The 20,739-nt window shown below is 38.2% G+C and carries 13 protein-coding genes and 5 tRNA genes; 7 read left to right on the top strand and 11 right to left on the bottom strand.

Annotated features, from left to right (window positions below; all coding sequences use genetic code 11):
* Nucleotides 1-360: 360 nt before the first annotated feature.
* From D0T85_RS10855 to D0T85_RS10825, 7 genes are all read right to left on the bottom strand, one after another.
* A complete protein-coding gene (locus tag D0T85_RS10855) occupies nt 361-2,091 on the bottom strand; it encodes a glycosyl hydrolase family 18 protein (RefSeq protein ID WP_163213151.1) in 1,731 nt (576 codons plus the stop codon).
* A gap of 122 nt (nt 2,092-2,213) precedes the next feature.
* A complete protein-coding gene (locus tag D0T85_RS10850; protein ID WP_163213149.1) occupies nt 2,214-3,470 on the bottom strand; it encodes an MFS transporter in 1,257 nt (418 codons plus the stop codon).
* A 113-nt stretch (nt 3,471-3,583) separates the two neighbouring features.
* On the bottom strand, nt 3,584-4,315 hold the full coding sequence (locus tag D0T85_RS10845; protein WP_163213147.1) for a 6-phosphogluconolactonase: 732 nt from the start codon (nt 4,313-4,315) through the stop codon (nt 3,584-3,586).
* A 10-nt stretch (nt 4,316-4,325) separates the two neighbouring features.
* Nucleotides 4,326-5,267: an ROK family protein gene (locus D0T85_RS10840; RefSeq protein ID WP_163213145.1), complete on the bottom strand. Its 942-nt coding sequence runs from the start codon at nt 5,265-5,267 to the stop codon at nt 4,326-4,328.
* A 127-nt stretch (nt 5,268-5,394) separates the two neighbouring features.
* Nucleotides 5,395-9,291, bottom strand: a complete 3,897-nt coding sequence (locus D0T85_RS10835) for a two-component regulator propeller domain-containing protein (RefSeq protein ID WP_163213143.1) — start codon at nt 9,289-9,291, stop codon at nt 5,395-5,397.
* A gap of 212 nt (nt 9,292-9,503) precedes the next feature.
* A complete protein-coding gene (gene dnaJ / locus D0T85_RS10830) occupies nt 9,504-10,676 on the bottom strand; it encodes a molecular chaperone DnaJ (protein WP_163213141.1) in 1,173 nt (390 codons plus the stop codon).
* 35 nt (nt 10,677-10,711) lie between these two features.
* Nucleotides 10,712-11,287, bottom strand: coding sequence for a nucleotide exchange factor GrpE (locus tag D0T85_RS10825; RefSeq protein ID WP_163213139.1), 576 nt, complete (start codon nt 11,285-11,287; stop codon nt 10,712-10,714).
* Between the two features lie 924 nt (nt 11,288-12,211).
* On the opposite strand from D0T85_RS10825, the gene D0T85_RS10820 reads away from it, so the two are divergent.
* The 7 genes from D0T85_RS10820 to D0T85_RS10790 all read left to right on the top strand — a co-directional run bounded on the left by D0T85_RS10820 (nt 12,212) and on the right by D0T85_RS10790 (nt 16,213).
* Complete coding sequence (locus tag D0T85_RS10820; RefSeq protein ID WP_163213137.1) at nt 12,212-14,497, top strand: ATP-dependent helicase; 2,286 nt, start codon at nt 12,212-12,214, stop codon at nt 14,495-14,497.
* A 41-nt stretch (nt 14,498-14,538) separates the two neighbouring features.
* Nucleotides 14,539-15,678: a carboxynorspermidine decarboxylase gene (gene nspC, locus D0T85_RS10815; protein ID WP_163213165.1), complete on the top strand. Its 1,140-nt coding sequence runs from the start codon at nt 14,539-14,541 to the stop codon at nt 15,676-15,678.
* Between the two features lie 77 nt (nt 15,679-15,755).
* Nucleotides 15,756-15,838, top strand: a tRNA-Leu gene (locus tag D0T85_RS10810).
* A 9-nt stretch (nt 15,839-15,847) separates the two neighbouring features.
* Nucleotides 15,848-15,920: transfer RNA gene (locus D0T85_RS10805), tRNA-Gly, on the top strand.
* Between the two features lie 16 nt (nt 15,921-15,936).
* Nucleotides 15,937-16,017: transfer RNA gene (locus D0T85_RS10800), tRNA-Leu, on the top strand.
* 30 nt (nt 16,018-16,047) lie between these two features.
* Nucleotides 16,048-16,131: transfer RNA gene (locus D0T85_RS10795), tRNA-Leu, on the top strand.
* A gap of 9 nt (nt 16,132-16,140) precedes the next feature.
* A tRNA-Gly gene (locus D0T85_RS10790) sits at nt 16,141-16,213 on the top strand.
* A gap of 30 nt (nt 16,214-16,243) precedes the next feature.
* Here D0T85_RS10790 and D0T85_RS10785 read toward each other — a convergent pair.
* The 4 genes from D0T85_RS10785 to D0T85_RS10770 form a co-directional block, all read right to left on the bottom strand.
* Nucleotides 16,244-16,915, bottom strand: coding sequence for an ATP-binding cassette domain-containing protein (locus D0T85_RS10785; RefSeq protein WP_163213135.1), 672 nt, complete (start codon nt 16,913-16,915; stop codon nt 16,244-16,246).
* Complete coding sequence (locus D0T85_RS10780) at nt 16,900-17,232, bottom strand: hypothetical protein (protein WP_163213133.1); 333 nt, start codon at nt 17,230-17,232, stop codon at nt 16,900-16,902. The genes D0T85_RS10785 and D0T85_RS10780 overlap by 16 nt, the downstream gene beginning before the upstream one ends.
* Before the next feature lie 200 nt (nt 17,233-17,432).
* Nucleotides 17,433-19,097, bottom strand: coding sequence for a long-chain fatty acid--CoA ligase (locus D0T85_RS10775; protein ID WP_163213131.1), 1,665 nt, complete (start codon nt 19,095-19,097; stop codon nt 17,433-17,435).
* 144 nt (nt 19,098-19,241) lie between these two features.
* On the bottom strand, nt 19,242-20,696 hold the full coding sequence (locus D0T85_RS10770; RefSeq protein ID WP_163213129.1) for a potassium/proton antiporter: 1,455 nt from the start codon (nt 20,694-20,696) through the stop codon (nt 19,242-19,244).
* Nucleotides 20,697-20,739: the final 43 nt, after the last annotated feature.

The raw sequence follows: 20,739 nt of genomic DNA, 5'->3' as shown, positions 1-20,739 counted from the left end.
GTATCGCATGAAGCCTTCCTTTGGCGGAGACAAAGATAGAAAAAATATTTAATTTAATTTGGAATTCAACACAGTACCTCTGTGTTTTTATTCAATTCCAAACGAATATGAATAATTCAGGTTAAATAAACCAGAATGATTTATTATCCGGATACTTTTAAATTGAATACTGATAATCAACGAATTATAATACCACTGATTTTTTTAGCCTGAGAAAAAAGTTTCATGGGTTATTTTAAGCTTGAAACAAAAGTACCACGCAGGGTGGTACAAAAGTATCACTACTAAGACACTTTTGTACCACAAGCATGGTACTTTTGTACCACGCTTGTGGTACGAAAACAAAAGTATTAGAGTTGTTTATTGACCTTTCTCCGCTGCCCACTCAATGGCATTTCTGAACATTTTAGTAAAGTCTACAGTATCATATAGCTTTTTGCTATGGCCAATAAGGAAATAAACATTGCGGGCTTTTTTATTCTTATTTACCCATACCACCGGATGATCTCCCATTTTGACCTCTGAATCAGGAGTATAAGTAGACTCATCTACAGAAGCTAATACATGAACATTAGGCCGTGGATTTTTATTAAAGGTATACCATTCATCATCAGGAATAACAAATGTAGGATTAACTCCCTTCATAACCGGATGGTTTTTATCTTCCACAATAATAGTTCCGTCGGCAAGAGGAGCGATGTAATTCTGGAAACGGATATCTCCCATAAAATCGGAAAACCATTCCCACATAGGATAGCCGTCAAAATCACCTAATAAGGTTGCATGATGAAAGCCAACCCATCCTCCGCGACCTTCATCAATGTATTTAATGAAAGCATTTTGGGCTGTGTCCGACCATGTATATGGAGGAAAATCTAACTGAATAATTAATTTGTATTGCGAAAGGTACTCTTCGGTAATTGGGTTGGCGTTATTTATTTCAGTGATTTCAAAGTTTAATTCTTTGCCCTGTTCCGAAAGCCATTTAATGCCGGCATCTGTAAATCCGCCATGTTGCCCACCTCTTTCTGTCAGTACCAAAACCTTATATGCTGCATTTGTTTTGGCTTGCGGCTTCATTAGACTTTCGTATACTGTGCGGCGCAAATCACCTGCTTCATTGTCGCCATCATAATCCCAGTACATGCCACCTAGCAGACCCTTGTCTACAATATATTGGCATTTAATAGCCAGCGAGCGGGGATTTTCGTAACCATATACAAATGTTCCTTCCTTGTTTACGAAATAAGGAACTTTAGCCACATCGTCCCACTTTTCAGTATATCCATCTGTGTTAATGGCATCTTTGTAATCCATGAAATTAGGGAACGAGTCTCCTCCACGGCCATAAAATGGCATGCCCATAGTTAGTTTTTTGGGCGAAACTCCAGCATTAATATGTGCATTCACAGCATCATCGCCAACTAAATCACCAGTGTTTTCGGATTTATATAATGCAGAATGATGTTTAGGGGCAGAAGCCATGTCGTAAGTCATTATATTAACAAAGTCAATATATGGGTCAATTCCCCGGAAATCAATGTATTTTGCACTGGCAGCAGTTGCAAGTGTAAGCAATTTATTTTTGCCAATAGCATTCCGGATATCACGCATAAGTAAAGTGAAATTCTTAGTATCATCCGGAGAAGCTGATATCTTTGCCATTGCACTAGTAGGATACTCCCAATCAATGTCTATTCCATCCAGATTGTACTCTTTTACTACTCGTTCGCAATCTTCTGCAAATTGTTTGCGAAGATTATCGTCGGCTGCCATTTCGCTGAAACGTCCACTTCCCCAACCACCAATCGATAAGAGAATTTTCAGGTCAGGCTTTTGGGATTTGAGTGTTACAATGCTTCTCAAACGCTCTTCGTTGGCAATTCCTACACCATTGAATGTTTCGTTTACATGCCCGAAAGCATAATTAATATGAGTCATGTACTCCGGATCGGGCATAATCTTACTCCATGAAGTTACATAAGCAACAATAATTTTATTGTCAGCAGGCTCCTGCGATGAAGCTTTTGTACCATCACAAGAAAACAGTGTAGCCACTATGGCTAATGACAGAAATTTTAGTATGTTCATATGTTTATGTGTTGATAAAGTTAATAAAGGTTATAAAGTTGATAAAGATTATAAAGGTTATAGAGTTGATAAAGTCTTTATCTACTTTATAACCTCTATCTACTTTATAACCTTTATAGCCTTTAATCTGCTGTTTGACGAATGCGCGAGCCGAATAGTGCATAATAAAGCATAAACAACTCACCAAAGATAACTATAAACCAGGACCATCTCCATCCTTGGGCATCGGCAAATATACCTTGTAATAAAGGTAATATTGCACCACCTACAACACCAATCATAAATACCCCCGATGCTACCGAAGTATATTTTCCTAAATGTGCCACCGACAATGTAAAAATGGCTCCCCACATAATAGAATGGAATAAACCAACAGCTGTAAGTAGCCACGGATTGTTTAGACTGATAGCTAATATAGTAAGGATAGTAGCCGAAATAGTTGTTACAATGAGTTGTACTCTTGGAGAAACTTTGCTTAAAGAACTTCCTACTAATCGGCCAATAAGCATTCCACCCCAATAAAGTGTAGCCATAAGGGCAGGCGAGGCGTAATTTTGTTCAATGGCATACAGGTTAATATTGGCTCCGATACACACCTCAACACCTACATAAAAGAATATAGCTACTACCCCTAATGTAAGATGACGGAATGACCAGACACTTTTTTCCAGCTTTTCACCTTCCTGCACACGAGTTCCTTGTATATCGGGCAATGATAGTTTCATAAGAATGAATACTATGATTGAAATCACAACCATAAGCGATAAGAAAGGTATCATCAGTTGTTTAACCTGAACATCTTCCATAGCCAGTCCGCCAAAAACAATACCGCTAACAAAATAAGGTGCTAGTGTTGTACCGATTGAATTTGCCGATCCTCCGATAGCTAATCGTTGAATGGGTTGTGTGCCTTTAACAAAACAGGCTGTAAGATAGGGGTTTATAACAACCTGTAGAATAGTGGCTGATGCTCCAACAACAAATGATCCCAGCAGGAAGATGAAGAAGCCGTAGGGCACTACATTACTGCCTATTTGCAGGTTCGAATCAGGGAAATTAACCGTAAATAATGAAGAAAGGAAAAAGAAGCCTAACCCTGCTATCATTACAAAGAGTCCGCGAACGAGCGTTCCTTTATAACCATATTTGTTAATCCATGATGATCCGATGCCACCACAAATAGGGTAGGCCAGAAACCAGGAAAAAGTAATAAGTGTAGCAAATGTATTCTTAAGATCGCCAACACCCGACAGGAATGCTGCTTTCAATGGCCCTTGAAACTGTGTATTGGCAGTAGTGAGAAATCCTACAATGAGGAACAGGAATACCATTGTTATAAATGGTCCCACGTAACTTACTTGTTTTTCGTGTTGAGTCATAATATCATTAATTAGTTTGTTATAATATATAGGGAATATAGAACACAGAGGCATAGAGATTTCAAATAAAGTGAGGCATAATTAAAAACTCTGTGCCTCTGTGTCTCTGTGTTCTAAAAAAATAGTTTTTGTGCTGATTCGGTATCAAGTAGAAACTCACAATTAGGATGAAATTGCAAGATAGATGCCGGTACATCAGTACTGATAGGACCTTGAAGCATTTGCTTAACAATTTCTGCTTTATTGTTTCCCTTAGCTACCAGAATAATCTTCCGTGCCTGCATTATATTTTTAATACCTAATGTAAGCCCGCCCAGTTCTACTTCCGGAGGAGTGTTGGTTTCCTTTCTGATCCGGGTTTCCAGCTTTTCGTCCATTTGGGTTACCCATGTTTCTCCCTCGAATGGTGATCCCGGCTGGTTGAATCCCAGATGACCGTTTTCGCCTAAGCCAAGAATTTGAAGGTCGATACCGCCCCGGCTTTCTATTGCATTTTGAAAGTCCCGACATTCTTTATTAAAATCATCGGAATAGGTAGGAGGCATAATAAAGTTTTCCTCTTTAATTCCTAAGGCATCAATCATTTCAGTTTTGAGCATGGTATAACATGCTCCACGGAAATCGCGGGGGATATTTGTAATTTCATCCAGTCCGAAGAAAGTAACATTGGATACATCGAACGGAAATCCGGTATATATATCCCCCACGATATTATGCAGGTTCTTTGTGGTACGCCCTGTTGAGAGTCCGATAACAGCCTTGGGATTGGTTAGTATTTCAGCAATGATTCTCCACGCTGCTATCTGGTCGAACTCTTTTTCGTTTTTTGCTATTGTAATTTTCATAAACTGTTCATTACATATTCATTGCTACGGCAGCAGCACCCAGCAATCCAATAAAGTCGGGATTTAATTTAGTAATAACCACACCGTTTGTAACAAAGCGCATCGTTGTAGGATTTAGTTTCTCCAGTACTTTTGTGTGAATGTATCCATCCGATACGATTCCTCCTCCCAGTACAACAGTATCCGGATCGCTAACACGTACAAGGTTCATGATGAGGTTGGCCAAAGCTTCCGAAGCATTCTCTACCAGTTGTACACACAAAGGATCACCTTTTTGGCTTAGGGTAAATACTTCGCTGATTAAAATTCGTTCGCCTTTATCTTCGGGAATATGTAGTTTCGTTTCATACTGATCCTGAAGGAAACGGGCACAACGGTCAAAACCAAGGCCCGAGGCAATTAGTTCAACACAATCTGTTCTGCCACAACCACATTTTATCCCTATGTTAACACCTACCCGGGTATGACCAACTTCGCCAGCATTAAAATGGCTACCACGAATCTGACGGCCGTTTACTACGCAGCCCGCGGCAATGCCGGTTCCAACATTAATATAGAGAAAGTTTTTAGAGATTTGTCCGAAACCAAAAACACGTTCGGCACGGGTTGCACTTTTAACATCGTTGTCAATATGGCAAGGTATGCCATATATTTCTTCTATCTCCTTAGCCAAAGCAATGGGGTGGGTACGGCTGGGGTCAATCTGTAACCAGATTCCTTCAACAGGGTCAACCCGACCAATTAAACCAATACCCATACCAACGGGCTTTTTGTCTGTCCAGCCTACAGTCTTAATATAATCATCCAATGATGATTTTATTATATCTGATGCTGCCTGTTGGTTAAAATATCCTGAGTCATATTTCTTATATTTAAGGATATTTCCATGGCAATCGACTTCTCCTATTAGTAGCTTTGTACCTCCTAAATCAATACCTACGTATGTTTCCATCTTAATAATTATATATTGAATAATTTTCTGATGACAATATTACGTAGTATTGACTAGATTAAGGTTTAATTTCTGACAAAAAAGGTTCAAAGTTCATCTGGATAGGTATAAATACAGGTTGATTAGTTTAAATTTTGCTTGGACTAATACTAAACTGCTTTTTAAAGCAAGTACTGAAGTATTTGGGGTCGGAAAAACCTACCATAGACGATACTTCACCAATTGTATATTTGCGTGATAAAAGCAGTTCTTTCGACTTGTTCAGGCGGATAATCCGGATAAAGTCGTTTGGACTTTGATCGGTTAGTGTTTTTATTTTGTTGTAAACCGAAGTACGACTCATGCCAAGTGTTTGGCAAAAATCATTTATGGAGAATTCCGGGTTAGCCATTTCTGTATTGATAATCTCCATAGCCTTGTCCAGAAACTCTTTATCCAGTTGACTGGTGTAATCTATATCTGTAAGGTTTGTTTCCGACGAAAGAACCGTTTCTCTTAAATGCTGTCTGTTTTGCAGAATGTTACGTATTCGTACTTTCAATACAGAGAAATCGAAAGGCTTGATTATATAATCGTTGGCTCCGGCTTCCAGACCAAAAATTATATTTTCTCTTTCATTCAATGCAGTTAATAATATTACAGGAATATGGCTGGTTTCAACAGACGATTTGAGCATTCTGCATAGTTCATCACCTTGTAATATGGGCATAATAACATCGGATATAATAATATCCGGGTTTATCTCTCTGGCTGTTTCCAAAGCCTTACCACCATCTGTTACACTAACAACCTCATACTCGGACGATAAACTGTCGGTGAGATATTCGCGCATGTCATCATCGTCTTCTGCCAGCAGAAGTACATTCTTTCTGGTAGATGGTTTAAGAAGCTTTTCCTGTGGAGGGATAATTACTGTATTTTCCGGTTTCTTTGGAATCTCTGCAACAACCGGTACTTTGAGTTTCCGTGGGAATGTAACAGTAAATGTTGTTCCTTGATTTTCAACACTGTTGAATGTAATCTTACCATGTTGTTGTCTAATCATTCTACGGGTAATAACCAATCCGATACCCGAGCCGCTCTCGTCTGAATTTATAGCATTTCCGGCCCTGTAGAACTGATGAAACAGGTTGCTTTGTTCCTTCTGCGGAATACCAATGCCTGTATCTTTAACTTCGATACCCCATTTATAACGTGAGTAGTTTACAATAATTGTAATGGAACCCTCTTCGGTATACTTTAAAGCATTTGATAGCAGATTGTCCATGATATTATTCATCTTATTCCTATCAAACCATACTTTGGGAAAATTGGGTGCAATATCCAGATACAAATCCAATCCTTTTTGTATGGCTGCAAGCCGGAAGTCGGAAATCTTTTCTTCCATATAAAGATTAATATCCTGTTCTGCTACAGATAGCTTTTCAGGGTGCATCTCTGTTTTCTGTAAATCGAGTAGTTGCGTAACCATGGTAAAGAGCCTTTCTGCGTTTCTGGATGCTACAGCAATATCTTTTCTACTCTTTTCTGGTAGTTCCGGTTGCGATTCTAATTCGCTTAAAGGAGCTTTAATTAAGGTTATCGGAGTACGTATGTCGTGAGCAATGTTAATAAATGAACGTATTTTTTCTTGTGTATTGTATTCATTAATCTTATTTCGTGCAAATTGTATAATAAGGAATATAAGTGCTGAAATGACAATTAAATAGATAAGTATTGCCCACCATGAACCCCAGAATGGACGCCCAATAACAATTTCAAGGCTTCGTTCTCCTATTTCGTGATGGGTGTATTTATCAATGGCTTTCAACTTAAAAATATATTTGCCGGGTGAGAGATTCATATAGTTAACACTTTCCGTATTATTAGAGTGTTCCCATTCATCGTTAAAATTTTCCAGTTTATACTCATATCTCACTTTATGCGGATGTACAAAGTTTATGGCAGAGAATGATATTGAGAATGAGTTTTGCGCATATTTCAACTTAACTGCCGATGTTTCATTGATAGCTTGTTGCAATAAAGAACCTTCAATACCGGCTTTAACCGATTGGTACAACAGTTTGAAGTCGGTAAATATCAGATCGGCAGATTCTTCTTTCTCAAAATCAAAATGGGGATAGAAAGCAAGTAAGCCTTCTGCTGTGCCAAATGCCAGATTACCATTTTGTAATTTCATTGCAGCGTTAGGATTATAATATCCCCAGTGAATATCGAGAAATTCATTCATACTCATTACCTTGTCTTTCTTTAAGTCAAGACAATAAAGTTCTCTTTCGGTAGTGAACCATATACGTCCGGCATTGTCTTCAATAAGACTATTTATGGCATTCGAGTTGAATCCATCATTTATGGTATATATCCGCGATTTATTTGTGGTAGGGTTAAACTGAATAAGACCTTCTCCATTTGTAGCAAGCCATATATCGCCTGAGGATGCTAGGATAAGACAGCGTATGGGATATCGTAGAGTTGTATTATTGAATGTATTATGCCATGCGGTATTTCCTGTTGATTTATTAAATATGCCCAAACCTCCGCAGCCTGCAATCAGTAGGTTGTTATTTGTACCGGATTTTATATCGCCTAAACAATCAATCGGGTAATATGTGTATTTGCCTGTTGAAGTATTGTAACAGGTAAGTTCGCCCTCAATGCCCCCAAACCAGATATTATCTCCTTCGGAATAAATTGTATAAATATAATCCGAGGCAATTCCTTCGTTGTTGTTCTGGCTTTTTATCTTTTGTACACTATGTTTCTTTTTATTGATGCAGTATACACCTATGCCATATCCACCTGTCCAAACATTACCGTTCTTATCTTCACAAAGAGCCAGTACTACGGATGAGTAATTGATATCGTTACTTTTATCGTTGAGGAAATGTGTCCATTTTTTGCTTTTCGGTTGGTATAAACTAATGCCGTTGTTGGTTCCGTACCAGTAATCTCCTTCAGAATCTTGTATAGCAGTATTGATATGACTTGAGATAAGAGAGTTCTGATTGTTGTGTCCATGTCTTACCCATTCAATATCCGGGTTTTCGGGTGCCAGATAGCTGACTCCATGTGTATATGTGCTAACCCATATCCCATTTCGTTCATCTACATAAATATCCGATGCTGTGTTTCCACTCAAACTTCTGTCGTCGTCTTCATCAGCTATGTAATGATCAATCAGTTGATTGGTTACTTTATCTATTTTGTATACTCCCGAACCATCGGTTGCCACCAGAATTGCACCGTTATTCTCTGCAAATGCACGAATTGGTACACTGGGAATGTATTGATGCAATGAAGTTGTTTTTCCAGTTGATAACTCAACTACAAAAACTCCATTCGAAAAACTACCAACATATAGTTTGTTGCCGGATATGTAAAGAGATTCTGCACGCACCTCCATTGGCAGGTTAAGTTGCTTGGCTGTGTATGTATTGCCGGCATCTTGTTTGGTTAATTGGTAAACATGTGTATTTGTACCGGCATAGAACGTATTTTCGTCTGCCTGAATAACACGGTTTACATATTCGTAATGCAGAGCAACTGGTAAGAGTGTGTTTGTTTCAATATCCAGTGAGTGAATACCTGTATATGTGCATACCAGAAGCTGGTTATTAGAATCGAAAAGTATATCATTGAGAATAACAGGAGAGGGATGGGAGGTGTTGGCTAAATCCGCTTTCAGCACAAATCTGTCTTTCGATTTATTGTATGCGTATATCTTTCCGTTTTTTAGTGATATCCAGATATTGCCGGATTTATCACATGTCATAATGGTTGATGAGAGAATATGATTTTGGCTATCAGATTCTTCATCGAGTTGGTAATGTCTGATTTCATTTCCATCATACCGGTCTACTCCCGAAGATGTGAAAAACCATATAAATCCATTGGAATCTTTATTGATTCGGAATACCTGCCGACTACTTAACCCATCTTTTACACCTAATTGCTTGAATGATCCGGCAAATGTGTTAATGCATAGTAAAGTAAAAACAAGCGTAATTAATGTATGTTTTGTCATATCATGCAATATTAGATATAAAGATATGCATTAGGGTTGAAAAATCATCAAAATACGTTTGTTTTTTGTCAAAAGGATGAAAGCAAAGGCGCAAAAGCGCGAAGGTGCAAAGGCGCGAAAGCACGAAATCGTAAAGGCGCGAAAGCAAAGTATACCTTTATGCTTTCGCGCCTTCATCCTTTCGCGCCTTCGCGCTTTTACACCTTCGCGCTTTAATCGAATAAGCTTTTGAACTTGCGGAATATTTTTTCCTTAACAGTACTGCTTGGTTTAAAGTTATCCGATTCATCAAGCTTTTCCAGTGCGCTTTTTTCTTCCTTATTTAATACTTCCGGCACATATATGCTAACATTAACCAGTAAGTCACCGGTTCCGTATCCATTCACACTTGGAAGACCTTTACCACGGAGTCTTAACACTTTACCTGGTTGTGTTCCCGGATCAATCTTAACTTTTACTTTACTGTCTATTGTTGGGATTTCGACAGCACCACCAAGAGCTGCAATCGGGAAGCTTAATAAGAGGTTGTAAACTAAATCGTTATCATCGCGGATAAGATCGGGATGTGCTTCCTCTTGTACCTGAATCAATAAATCGCCAGGCACACCATTATGTTTACCCGCATTTCCTTTTCCACCCATAGATAGTTGCATACCTTCGGCAACACCAGCAGGTATTCTAACGCTTACAACTTCTTCGCCATGAACAATTCCATCGCCACCACAAACTTTACACTTTTCTTTAATGATGGTTCCTTCTCCGCCACAGGTAGGACAGGCAGACCGCGTTTGCATGGTACCTAATATGGTTTGCTGGTTACGGATTACCGATCCGCTACCCTTACAGGTTGAACAAGTTTCAACTCCGCTATTTCCTTCGGCACCACTTCCATGACAGTGATCACACTGAATATATTTCTTTAACTTGAATTTCTTTTCAACACCAGTTGAGATTTCTTTGAGGTCCAGTTTAACCTTTACACGCAGGTCCGAACCGCGGAAACGTCTTTGCTGGCTACTGCCACCACCGCCTCCAAATCCGCTGAAACCACCAAATCCACTATGTCCACCGAAAATATCACCAAACATGGAGAAGATATCATCCATAGACATACCGCCACCACCAAATCCGCCAAACGGACCGCCATTTCCGGCTGCACCACTCATTCCGGCATGTCCAAACTGATCGTAGCGAGAACGTTTATCCGGATTACTTAATACATCATAAGCTTCGGCAGCTTCTTTAAATTTTTCCTCAGCTTCTTTGTCACCAGGGTTCTTGTCCGGATGGTATTGGATTGCTTTTTTTCGATATGCCTTCTTAATTTCTTCAGAAGTACATTCTTTTGTTACCTCCAATACTTCGTAATAGTCTCTTTTTGCCATATTTTTATGTTCGTTTCTCAAAAATCAGAAATGTTTTATTCGCCAACCACCACTTTGGCGTGTCGAATAACTTTATCGTTCATAGTGTATCCGGTTTGTACTGTATCAAGGATTTTACCTTTCAACTCTTCGGCCGGAGCAGGGATTACTGCTATTGCTTCGTGATAGTCAGTATCAAGTGGTTGGTCTTTTGTTTCAATGATTTTCACACCATGTTGTGCCAGGATAGAAATAAATTTATTGTAAATCAATTCAATGCCTTCTCTTATGGCAGTTGCATCATCTGTAGTAGCTGAAGTTTTAATGGCGCGTTCTAAATCATCTATTATAGGAAGGAAGCTGACAATACTTTTTTCGCTACCATTGAGAATCAGTTCTGCTTTTTCTTTCATGGTACGTTTGCGATAATTGTCGAACTCGGCAGACAGGCGAAGGTATTTGTCTTTTTGACTCTCCAGTTCTTCGGTCAGATTATCAATTGTTTTTGCTAATGTTTCTTCTTCATCCAGTACTTCATCATGTTCATCTTCTGGATTCTCATCAGTGATATCTTCCGAAAATTCTTTCGTTACATCCTCCTCATGGAGTGTTTCTTTTTCTTTTGGGTCCATATTTCTTTTTTGTTTTTTATAATTCAATACAAACTATCTTCTTCTCTAACAAAAACTTTGCCAATTAAGTTTTTTATAGGAAACGGAATGCAAAGATAATACTTTTATGACAGATTGGCGTAAAATGGTTTTTAAACATCTTCAATGCGTACGCCCTGCCCTTAAGCACTTTAAGCAAATCAGCGTTGCTACAGAAAATGTTTTTTCGTGATTTTGCTATCACTGCTATCACTAGCTTGATTAATTTTTTGATAATCAAACAATTAAGTTAGTGATAGATGCAGTGATAGTAAAACATATCTACCACTGGTAGCACCAATTGTTTTTTCTTAATCGTTCAAAATAAGGCAGTTACAAAAATGCGAGTGTAACAAGCATTGTAATAGGACAAAGCCTTTCTCCTACCGGAATCAACAATAAATAAAATATCTTTCTATATAGAGCAAAGGATTGAAGCTATATAGCATGAAGGGTCGAAGCTATATAGCACGAAGGCACTCAGCTATATAGACCGAGACCACTCTGCTATATAGCTTGCGTAGAAGTATGGACTATTTCATGGAAAACTATGGACTATTACGCGGAATAGTCCGGGGTTTTCCAGCAGAAAGTCCCTACTATAATTAGAGGTCGAAGCTCAAAATAAGCGTGTTGAAAGAATTGTCAACACGCATTTAACACGGCATTCAACACGCATTTAATGTATTGTTAATCAAGCGAATAAGTCCTTCTGTGTTGATGTGTTGAATGTTTTTGCATTTTTAAACTCCTGTGTAGAGGAGTTTTGTTTCAAATCAGCCCTAAGCTGAACCAAAAGACTTTATGGGTGGACAGGGTGGACACTATATTTTGTAATACCCATTTGAATATCTCAGGATTTTACTCTAAGTTTGCACTTCTATTCTCAACTTTCAAATTATAAATATGTCAATAAATTACCTGGAAGAATTGAACGAAAGCCAACAGGCGGCGGTAATGTATAACGAAGGGCCGTCTCTTGTGATAGCTGGTGCAGGTTCTGGTAAAACACGGGTTTTAACATACAAAATAGCTTATTTGCTTGATAACGGATATAATCCGTGGAATATTTTAGCATTGACATTTACTAACAAGGCAGCACGCGAAATGAAAGAGCGTATTGCTAAAAATGTAGGTGGAAACCGAGCTAAATATTTATGGATGGGCACTTTTCATTCTATTTTCTCCCGGATATTAAGGGTCGAGGCTTCTTTATTGGGATTCACATCTCAATTTACCATTTACGATACGGCAGATACAAAAAGTTTGCTTCGTTCTATAATGAAAGAAATGAAGCTGGATGAAAAAATGTATAAACCTGGTGTAGTACAAACCAGAATATCTAATGCAAAAAACCTATTAATATCGCCAGCTGCTTATGCAGTGAACCGCGAACTGATTCAACACGATATGGATTTGAGAATGCCGGCAATTCGTGATATCTATAGCAAATATTGGGAACGATGCAAAAATGCCGGTGCAATGGATTTTGATGACTTGTTGTTTTATACATTTATTCTATTCCGTGATTTTCCGGATGTATTGCAAAAATATAGTGCTCAGTTCAGGTATGTATTGGTTGATGAGTATCAGGATACCAATTATGCTCAACACTCTATTGTGTATCAGTTAACTAAAGAAAACCAGAAAGTTTGTGTGGTGGGCGATGATGCGCAGAGCATTTACTCTTTCAGAGGAGCCAATATTGATAACATATTGAACTTTACTAAGATATATCCTACTGCCCGGATTTTTAAACTGGAACAGAACTATCGTTCAACGCAAACAATAGTAAGCGCTGCCAATAGTTTGATTGAAAAGAACCAACGGCAGATTCCAAAAGAAGTTTTTTCCGAAAAAGAACGTGGAGAACCGATTGGGGTTTTTCAAGCATATTCGGATATGGAAGAGGGTGAAATTGTGGTTAATAAAATTTCCGAAATACACCGCCGGCGAGAAGATAGCTATTCCGATTTTGCAATCTTGTACCGTACCAATGCCCAAAGTCGTATTTTTGAAGAAGCATTACGACGACGGTCTATACCTTATAAAATATATGGCGGTCTTTCTTTCTATCAACGAAAGGAGATAAAAGATGCAATTGCCTATTTTCGTTTGGTTGTGAATGCTAACGATGAAGAGGCATTTAAACGTATAATTAACTATCCGGCTCGCGGAATAGGTGATACTACTGTGGGTAAAATTATTGATGGTGCTGTTAATCATGGAGTAAGTTTATGGACTGCCATGTCTGACCCTCTGGCATACGAAATCAATATATCCAAAGCTACGCAGAATAAGATTGAAGCATTTCGTAATCTTATTACCGGCTTTATGGTTGATTTACCAGTAAAGAACGCTTATGATCTGGGAAGAGATATTATTTATAAATCGGGGATTATGAATGATATTCGCCAGGATAATACTCCTGAAAACCTTAGTCGTCAAGAGAATATTGAAGAACTGATGAATGGTGTACAGGATTTCTGTTCACAAAGATTAGAAGAAGGAGATCCACATGTTTTATTGATAGACTTTTTATCGGAAGTGGCTTTACTAACCGATCAGGATTCGGATAAAGGAGAAGATGAAAAGGTTACTTTAATGACCATTCATGCTGCCAAGGGGTTGGAGTTTCCGAATGTATTTGTGGTTGGAATGGAAGAAAATTTGTTTCCTGGAAACAATGTTACCTATGTGCCATCTGCTCTTGAAGAAGAGCGTCGACTGTTTTATGTAGCCATTACCCGTGCAGAGAAGAACTGTTTCCTGTCGTTTGCCCGTAATCGTATGCGCTATGGAAAGAGTGAGTTTGCAAGCCCCAGCCGGTTTCTGCGAGATATTGACACCTGTTATCTGGAACTTCCCGATGAAATGAGAGAAGTAAGAAGAGAACAACCGGTATTCCGTTCCGGCACAACACCAAGATCACCGATAAACAGGAACTTACCCAATACTACTGGTACGATGAAAAGGGTAACCCCTTCTTTATTATCTGCCGGATCATCGGGCACAGCATCGAATACCAATATACAAGTAGGCCAAAACATTGAACACGAACGTTTTGGTATAGGCGAAGTTTTAAAAATAGAAGGTGATGGTGATAATATGAAAGCAACCATTCACTTTAAAAATGCAGGAAACAAACAACTGCTGCTACGTTTCGCCCGTTTTAAGGTTTTGAATGACTGAACAAAGTAAATCATAAATTATAAAATAGTAAATCGTAAATGATTATGGACTTTACCCAATTTCCTTCTCCTTGCTATATCATGGATGAAGCATTATTGCGAAAAAATCTGGAATTAATAAATAGCGTTCGCAAAAGGGCAGGAGTGGAGATCATTCTTGCATTTAAATCGTTTGCCATGTGGCGTTCATTCCCGATTTTTCGTGAATATATTGATCATTCAACAGCCAGTTCTTTGTATGAAGCACGTTTAGCTTTAGAAGAATTTGGAAGTAAAGCACATACCTACTCACCAGCTTATACCGAGGAGGAGTTTCCTGAAATAATGAAGTGTAGTAGTCATATTACCTTCAATTCACTTTCTCAGTTTAACCGTTTTTATCCATTTGTTAAAGCCGATGGAAAGGGTATCTCTTGCGGAGTGCGGATAAATCCGGAATTTTCGGAAGTAGCTACCGAATTGTATAATCCTTGTGCGCCAGGAACCCGTTTCGGGCTAACAGCCGATTTGCTACCAGATGAATTGCCGGATGGAATCGAAGGATTTCATTGCCACTGCCATTGTGAATCATCTTCTTACGAGTTGGAACGTACTTTATACCATATAGAAAATAAGTTCAGTAAATGGTTTGGGCGGTTGAAATGGCTCAATCTGGGTGGTGGCCATTTAATGACCCGGAAAGATTACGATGTGGAACACCTTATTGATCTATTAAAAGGTTTAAAACAACGTTATCCTCATTTGGATATTATTCTTGAACCTGGGTCTGCTTTTACATGGCAAACAGGTGTTCTAACCTCACAAGTTGTGGATATTGTAGAGAGTCGTGGAATTAAAACTGCTATTTTAAATGTTAGCTTTACATGCCACATGCCCGATTGTTTGGAAATGCCGTATCAACCGGAAGTTCGTGGTGCCCGGATAAGTGAGGAAGGACCATATATATATAGATTAGGAGGCAATTCTTGCCTTAGTGGTGATTATATGGGATATTGGAACTTTGACCATGAATTAAAACCGGGCGAATGGGTTGTTTTTGAAGATATGATTCATTATACTATGGTGAAAACCAATATGTTTAATGGTATTCAGCATCCGGCAATAGGCTTGTGGACCAAAGAAGGAAAGCCTATCGTTTATAAGCACTTTATATATGAAGATTACAGAGACAGAATGAGCTAATATGATATTTTGCAAGAAAAATTAGATGGATTATTTGTAGGTTTGCAGAAATTATTTACCTTTGCAACCGCAAACGCGAGGAATGGCGGAATTGGTAGACGCGCTACTTTGAGGGGGTAGTGACCGGTCGGTCGTGTGAGTTCGAGTCTCATTTCCTTCATTTGTATTTGCGAAAGTAGCTCAGTTGGTAGAGCATAACCTTGCCAAGGTTAGGGTCGCGGGTTCGAATCCCGTCTTTCGCTCAATTTGTTTTATAACGCCCAGGTGGCGGAATGGTAGACGCGCTCGTTTCAGGTGCGAGTGTTGAGAGACGTGCAAGTTCGAGTCTTGTTCTGGGCACAATTAAAACAAAGCGCTCTTTAAAAAAATGGAGGAATGGCGGAATTGGTAGACGCGCTACTTTGAGAGGGTAGTGACCGGTCGGTCGTGTGAGTTCGAGTCTCATTTCCTTCACTTGTATTTGCGAAAGTAGCTCAGTTGGTAGAGCATAACCTTGCCAAGGTTAGGGTCGCGGGTTCGAATCCCGTCTTTCGCTCGAACTCAAAAAGACAATCCAGAAAACTTTTCAAATATATTCTTTCAAATAACCTTGTTCTACCAATCCCTGTTTATCAGTCAATTCTTTAAGTACCCCTTCTTTTATTATCATTATTCGGTTTGCTACATTTAAAACATGCTTGTAATTATGATCGGCAATAATAATACCTTTATTAGCAGCATGTTCTTTTATTAGTTCGGTAACTTGTTTGATAATAAGAGGTGAGAGGAAATTAAATGGCTCATCTAATAAAAGAAATTTAGATTCTTTGAATAACAGTAGTTTTATTTCCAGGTATTTTCTTTCTCCGCTCGATAATTCTATAAACTGCCGTTTACGATTGATATTTGCTATATCATCATTATGAAAGAAAGCCTCTTTCTTTTCTTTTGAAAGAAATACAGATGTTATTTTCTCAATATTCAGGTGTTTGGGTAAGAAATGGTGTTGAGGAAGATAAGAAATTAAACTTTCTTTTTTAAAGGTTTTATCCAGTACTTTTGCTTCGTTTAAACGGATGAATTTTCTATCCGCTTTCATTGTTCCGAATAAAATATTCAGTAAAACCGTTTTTCCGGTACCGTTGCGGCCAAATAAACCAATAACATCGTTGGTGTTAATACGAAGATAAACATCTGTAAGTAATTGAAAACTACCAAATGTTTTTAAAACGCTATCCAGTTCTAATGAATGTTGCATAAGCTAACAATTAGTTGAAATAGAATAAAAGGAATAACAGAAATAAAAAAGGCCGATAAAATAATGTGCCATTTAGAAATCCCAGCATTATAATAAAAATAATATTCTTCTTTTCTGCTTAGTTCTTTGTATAAAAGATCAATAATCATGGCAATGGTGCAGTGCATGATAAGCGTGTCAGTTAAAAAAGATAATATTCCAAAACTCGGTCTGCCTGTGGTTATGATAAATCCCGCCAGAACAGAGATAGGGAGATTTATCTTTAATGTGCTGCGGTAAAAAATAGCATATAGTTTTAGCCTTTTTACAAATATCATAAGCTTATAGTTTGAAGTATGGGCATAAAAAAAGGGATCACGCCTGACCCCAACCTTTGTTAACCTTAAATCTAATACTATGAAAAACACATTGCAAAGATACGTACATTCTGTACATTAGCAAATTCTTTGATTAAAACAATGTGTTTTATAACATAGATTAAGATTTGCATATATTCTCTAACTCTATAATAGCAATTCTATTCTTTTACTTCCTGATACATAAACCTTTTAATACTCTTCTTTGCTGTTTTTTCGAATTCCTCGAAATGTATTTTCACTTTGGCTATCTGACAGTATTTAGGTAGCATCTGGTTAAGTTCAGCCCTGTTGGTTTCCATAACTTTATCAATATCAGTTTGTTGAAGCCCCTGTGCAAAAGCTTCGTCAAAGTCAGGATATATAAGAGCTACGATTTTATCATTCTGCATCACTACCAACGATTCGGAAACGAAAGGCATATTATTAAGCTTACTTTCAATCTCTTCCGGATAAATGTTCTGTCCGCTAGCACCCATCAATACGCTTTTCTGGCGTCCGCGAATAGTAATATGTCCGGCAGCATCCATTGTAGCAAGGTCGCCAGTATGCAACCATCCATCTTCGTCGATGGCTTGGGCAGTAGCTTCAGGGTTTTTATAATATCCGATCATCAGATTATCCCCTTTACAAAGAATTTCTCCCGGAATGTTTTCCGGATCGTCAGAGTCTATCTTAACAGTCATTCGTGAGGCAGGAGTGCCGCATGAATATAATTTATGATCTTCCCAACGTTCGGAACTAATTAGTGGGCCACACTCGGTCATTCCATATCCTACGGTAATAGGAAATCCGATTTTCATAAGAAAAGCTTCAACTTCTTTGTTTAGAGGAGCCCCTCCTACAATAATTTCGTCGAATTCGCCTCCAAATATATCAATGGCGGCCTGCCGGGCTGTTGCCTTTAAGCGGTCGTTAATAATAGGAACTCTTAAAAGCAGTTTGCCTATTGTGCTATCTAACTTGGGAAGAATATCTTTTTTAATTATTTTTTCAACAACAAGTGGAACACAACAAATAAGATTGGGTTTTATATCAGCACATGCTTGTGCAATAACTTTAGGAGAGGGGATACGAGTAAGGAAATGAATATGCACTCCCGAGAAGATTCCATAAAGAAAATCATACGTCATACCAAATACATGCCCCATAGGAAGTATTGCAATGGTTCTGTCGCCCGGTTTTAGTGGTGTCATTTCCTGGCAGTACAATACATTCGATAATAAACAACGGTAGTTTAGCATAACACCTTTAGAAAACCCTGTAGTACCCGATGTGTAATTAATAAGAGCCAGATCATCCGGAGTGTTTTGTTTATAGGAAACATGTTCCTCACTGAATCTACTGGGATAGCGTTTACCAAAGATTTCGTTTCGATGCCCATGTCCATAACTTAATTCTTCCGACCGTGATACAAGCAGGGAGAAATCGGCTAACGAAATAATTCCTTTCAAAAAAGGCATTGCTTCTTCATTTAGGTTTTCCCATATCTGATCACCAACAAAGAGTAATTGAGTTTCGGAGTGATTAACAATGTTGTGAATGTTATCAGCTTTAAATTCATGAAGTATTGGAACAACAACTGCTCCATAAGTCACTATGGCAAGGTAAGCTACACCCCAGTGAGCACTATTCCTCCCGCATACAGCTATTTTATCACCTGGTTTAATACCAGCCATTTCCATGGCAATATGAAATTTGGCTATCTTACGAGCTACATCTTTATATTGAAGAGTAACACCGTTATAGTCAGTCAGAGCGTTCAGATTCCAATTTTGGATTATACTTTGCTCAATATATCCAATGAACTCTTGTTCTTTCTCCATCGTGTTGTTTTGCACATTTTTAATAAATCTGCGCAAAAATAACATTCTATGTTAACAAAAAAGAGTTTCGTGCGCAGTTTTATTGTTAAATAACATAAAACGGAGGCGTGCGAAACTCTAAGTTGTTAGAAATCAATATAGTTATTAACTGCTTTTTTGTTGACCTTCGGAGATAAATAAAAGTTTATCGCCTTCACAAAGCTTAAGCGAACCATTGGGTATTAAGAACTCATTTCCACGTTTAACTAACATAACAAGTGTTCCTTTAGGCAGATTCATATCTTTTAGTGTATCGGCTTTTTCAAGCATTTCGAGTGTTACTGTTACGTCTTTTAAATCACTATTAATTTCTTCGGGTAATTCTACTCCAAAATCGTTTCCTGTTTTTTCCAAAGGGGTAGACAGGTTAAGTTTACGTGCAAAAAACGGAATAGTGGTGCCTTGTATAACAAGTGAGAGGATGGTTATAAAGAAAACAATATTAAAAATAATATTGGCACCAGGTATGTTACTTACTACAGGATAAGTAGCAAATATAATGGGTACAGCACCTCTCAATCCTACCCAGGAAACAAATATCTTTGAACGTGTATTGATTTTCCGGAATGGTAACAAGCATAGAAAAACACTGAGGGGGCGTCCTACTATAATCATAAAGACTCCTATTAAGGAAGCAACCAAAGCAATACTAAGCAGCTCGTGCGGATTAACTAATAATCCCAATGAAAGGAACATAACAATCTGGCACAACCAACTTAACCCATCCATAAAAGTTGATATCTCTTTGCGGTGAGTTATTTTGTTATTCCCAACCATGATGCCGGCAATATAAACAGCCAGATAGCCATTTCCATGTATACGATCGGTGAGAGAGAAGGTAAAGAATACAAATGCTAATAATAGAATAGGGTAGAGCGATTGATTATCTATGTTAAGCTTGTTTAGCATAAATACTGCTAACTTACCCAATATATAACCTGCACCGGCACCCACAACAAACTGAACAACAAAGGATCCCAAAATGCCACCAAGTTGCATGCCTCCCGATTGTATTACCTGAATTAAAACAATAGTTAGCATATACGCCATTGGGTCGTTACTACCACTCTCTAATTCAAGCATTGGACGAAGATTGTGTTTCAGGTTCATTTTTTGCGAACGCAGTATAGCAAAAACAGAAGCCGAATCGGTTGACGACATTGTAGAAGCCAACAACAGTGAAGTTAAAAGAGGTAATTGGATGTTGGTAAAACTCATTCCGGTTATAAACCAGATAAAGAATCCGGTAAACACAGCTGTTAGCAATACACCCAAAGTAGACAATACAATACCAGGTGCTAAAACCGGTTTAATTTCGGAGTACTTAGTGTCCATACCACCAGAAAACAGAATTACACTAAGTGATACCATACCAATAAATTGAGCTTCTTTGGCACTACTGAATTGTAATCCCAATCCGTCACTGCCAAAAAACATTCCTACAAAAAGGAAGAGTAGCAGGGTAGGAACCCCAAACCGATAGCCAGTTTTACTAACAACTATACTAACAAACAACAGTACAGAGCCAACTAACAAAATATTTTCAGGAGAGAAATACATGAGCAATAAAAGTTATATTAATAGAAAGATTTACATAGATTTC

This window comes from Bacteroides sp. 519 (genome assembly GCF_010500955.1).
Lineage (GTDB): Bacteria > Bacteroidota > Bacteroidia > Bacteroidales > Bacteroidaceae > Bacteroides.
This window is presented reverse-complemented; position numbering and strand designations above follow the sequence as displayed.